The sequence below is a fragment of the Streptomyces sp. NRRL B-24572 genome (assembly GCF_002156145.1).
GTDB classification, from domain to species: domain Bacteria; phylum Actinomycetota; class Actinomycetes; order Streptomycetales; family Streptomycetaceae; genus Streptomyces; species Streptomyces vietnamensis.
Genome location: NZ_MWIG01000885.1, coordinates 1 through 2,730, shown reverse-complemented (window position 1 = coordinate 2,730; position 2,730 = coordinate 1). Strand labels below are relative to the sequence as shown.

General features: G+C 72.5%; 5 protein-coding genes. 3 read left to right on the top strand and 2 right to left on the bottom strand.

Features of this window, described 5'->3' with window-relative positions:
• Positions 1–36: 36 nt before the first annotated feature.
• A complete protein-coding gene (locus tag CCN56_RS43675; RefSeq protein ID WP_179200135.1) occupies positions 37–180 on the bottom strand; it encodes a hypothetical protein in 144 nt (47 codons plus the stop codon).
• Between the two features lie 193 nt (positions 181–373).
• The gene (locus CCN56_RS37680) at positions 374–1,252 is read right to left on the bottom strand and encodes a serine/threonine-protein kinase (RefSeq protein WP_086832189.1); all 879 of its coding nucleotides are present in this window, start codon (positions 1,250–1,252) and stop codon (positions 374–376) included.
• 262 nt (positions 1,253–1,514) lie between these two features.
• Between CCN56_RS37680 and CCN56_RS37675 the strand changes: the two genes are divergently transcribed.
• The 3 genes from CCN56_RS37675 (at position 1,515) to CCN56_RS37665 (ending at position 2,711) form a co-directional block, all read left to right on the top strand.
• Positions 1,515–1,739 carry a DUF6458 family protein gene (locus CCN56_RS37675; protein ID WP_086832188.1) on the top strand — a complete coding sequence of 75 codons (225 nt, stop codon included), beginning with the start codon at positions 1,515–1,517 and terminating at the stop codon, positions 1,737–1,739.
• Positions 1,740–1,799: 60 nt separating this feature from the next.
• The gene (locus CCN56_RS37670) at positions 1,800–2,174 is read left to right on the top strand and encodes a PRC-barrel domain-containing protein (RefSeq protein WP_086832187.1); all 375 of its coding nucleotides are present in this window, start codon (positions 1,800–1,802) and stop codon (positions 2,172–2,174) included.
• Positions 2,175–2,258: 84 nt separating this feature from the next.
• The gene (locus CCN56_RS37665; protein WP_086832186.1) at positions 2,259–2,711 is read left to right on the top strand and encodes an SRPBCC family protein; all 453 of its coding nucleotides are present in this window, start codon (positions 2,259–2,261) and stop codon (positions 2,709–2,711) included.
• Positions 2,712–2,730 lie beyond the last annotated feature (19 nt).

Below are 2,730 nucleotides of genomic sequence, written 5' to 3'. Positions count from 1 at the left end.
GGGCGCCGGCGTACGGCGGTGAGGGGCGGGCGGGCGTCAGCGATGGCGCAGCCTGCCGAACAGGCGGCGTGCCTGCGCGCGCCTGCGCGGGTCGGCCGCGGCGCGGCGAAGGGACGCCGCCGCGTCACGGCCCTGGGAGCTGCGGGCGAATCGCTTGATGCGGTCCAGCAGTGCGGTCATGGGGTTCTCCTCCGATGTCCGTGTCCTGGCACTCCGTGTTGCCCCGGGCGGCCGTCTCACACTTCCCCTTTGTTGACGGCCAGTCAGGACCGGTGTGCGGGAAGGTCGTTCTCGTACGGGAGCGGCACGGTCAGGGCGGCCGTCCGGGTCCCGTCCGCCGCCTGGCCGACGGGTGCGCTGCCCGGCGAGCCGGTCAGGGTGAGCCCGAGTGCGGCGGTGCGGCGGAGGGCGTGGGGGTGCGCCCCGCGGTCCGCGGGTCGGTGAGGATCCGGGCGCAGGCGGCGGCGTCCGGGCGGGCCTCGGGGGAGCGGTCGGTCATCGCCGTGAGCAGGCGGGCGAGTTCCGCCGGGAGACCGGACGGCAGCGCCGGCGGGCGGTACAGGTGCGCCAGCGCGGCCTCCAGTGGTGCTCCGCCGTACTCCGCCTCGCCCTTGAGGGTTTCGAGCAGCACCAGGCCGAGGCTGTACACGTCGGCCGCCGGTCCCGTTCCACGGCCCAGGGCCTGCTCGGGCGCCATGTAGGAGGCGGTGCCGACGAGGGTGCCCTCGGGGGTGTCGTCCGCGCGCTCAACGCAGCGGGAGATGCCGAAGTCCGTGAGGCGCGGGGCCTCCGACCGGTCCAGCAGGATGTTCGACGGCTTGACGTCGCAGTGGACGACGCCGTGGGCGTGCACATGGGCGAGGGCCGAGGCCAGGACCGCCCCCGTCCGGCAGGTCTCGGCGGGCGTGAGGACCCCGCGGGCGATCCTCCGCCGCAGGGTCGTCCCCCGGACGAGCTGCATCACCAGGAACGGCCGGCTCCCGTCGCGGCCCGTGTCGTAGAGGGTCACCAGACCGGGATGGCGCATCCGGGCCAGAAAGCGGGCCTCATCGCCGCACTGGGCGTCGTTCGGGCGGGCGCCCGCGGGCCGGTACGCCTTCACCGCCACGCGGCGCCGCAGCCGCAGGTCCAGCGCCTCGTACACGTCCGCCGCTCCGCCCCGGCCCAGGAGACGGTCGAGCCGGTAGCGCCCGGCGACGGTACGGGCCGTCCATGCGACGTCCGGATGTGCGGGCCTTGCTCGGAGCTGCATCGGGGGCTCCCTGGGGGGTGTGGCCGGCCCGCTGCCGACGGACCGGGAATCGGGTGCGCCGCCCGCCGGTCGTGCGCGGGCCCGCGGCTGAACGCGTGCCCCCTCCGTCCATGAACATCCCCTGGAAGACGCCGAATCGGCGGTTCGCCGTGCCCACGGGCCCGGACCGACCCGTTCCGACCGTCTCAGAGGACGGCGGAATGATCCCCGCAGACCCGGGTACGCGGACGCTGTCCAACCCGCAGGGGAGGAGCAACCAGCCATGGGTCTGGGACTGTTCATCATCATGATCGCCGTCGGCGCGATCCTCACGTTCGCGACCGACTGGGAGATCGAAGCGGTCGACCTCGATCTGGTCGGCCTGATCCTCATGGGCGTCGGCCTGCTCGGGACCGCCGTCTACACCAGCGTGCTGCGCCGCCGTCGGATGGTGGTCCCGCCAGTGGCGCCCACGGTCACCGACGACGACCGTCGTGACCTGCTCTGAGGCGGCCCGCGCGTCCGGCGCCGCGCCCTGCACGAACACAGCGACAGAGGAGTGACAGCGATGACCGACCATCTGTGGTCCTTCAGTGCCGAGTCCGGCCACCTGGCGGGTACCGACCTCACCGGGTGGCGCGTCGAGGCCGCCGACGGGCACATCGGCAAGGTGGACAAGCACTCCGACGAGGTGGACGACTCCTACCTCGTCGTCGACACGGGCGTCTGGATCTTCGGCAAGGAGGTGCTCATCCCGGCGCGGGCGGTGACCCGCATCGACCTGGAGCAGCAGACCCTGCACCTCGCCCTGTCGAAGGAACAGGTCAAGGACTCGCCCGAGTTCGTCTCCGACAAGCACCTCGCGGACCGTCAGTACCGCGAGGAGATCGACCAGTACTACCGCGCGTCCTGGCGCTTCCCGGGAGGCATGGGCGGCTTCTGACGGGCCTGTCCGCCCCGGTACGCACGAGCCCTGCAGCACGTCCCCGACGGGGATACCGTCCCCGTCCGAGAGAAAGGTGTCGCCATGTCCCAGGTGGAGGAGTCGGTCGAGGTCGCGGTCCCGGTGCGCGCCGCGTACGACCAGTGGACCCAGTTCGAGACGTTCCCCCGCTTCATGGACGGAGTGGAGCGGATCGAGCAGCGCACGGACACGCTCACGCACTGGATCACCGAGATCGGCGGGGTGCGGCGCGAGTTCGACGCCGTCATCACCGAACAGATCCCGGACGAACGCGTCGCGTGGACGACGGTCGAGGGCGAGGCCCGCCAGGCGGGCGTGGTGACGTTCCACCGCCTCGACGAGACCCGGACGAAGGTCATGCTCCAGATGGACTTCGCCCCCGAAGGGCTGACGGAACAGGCGGGCGACAAGCTCGGCTTCGTCAAGCGCAAGGTGGCCGACGACCTCAAGCGGTTCAAGTCGTTCATCGAGGAGCGCGGTGGCCTCCAGACGGGCGGCTGGCGCGGATCGGTCTGAGGACCCGGCGCCGGCGCGC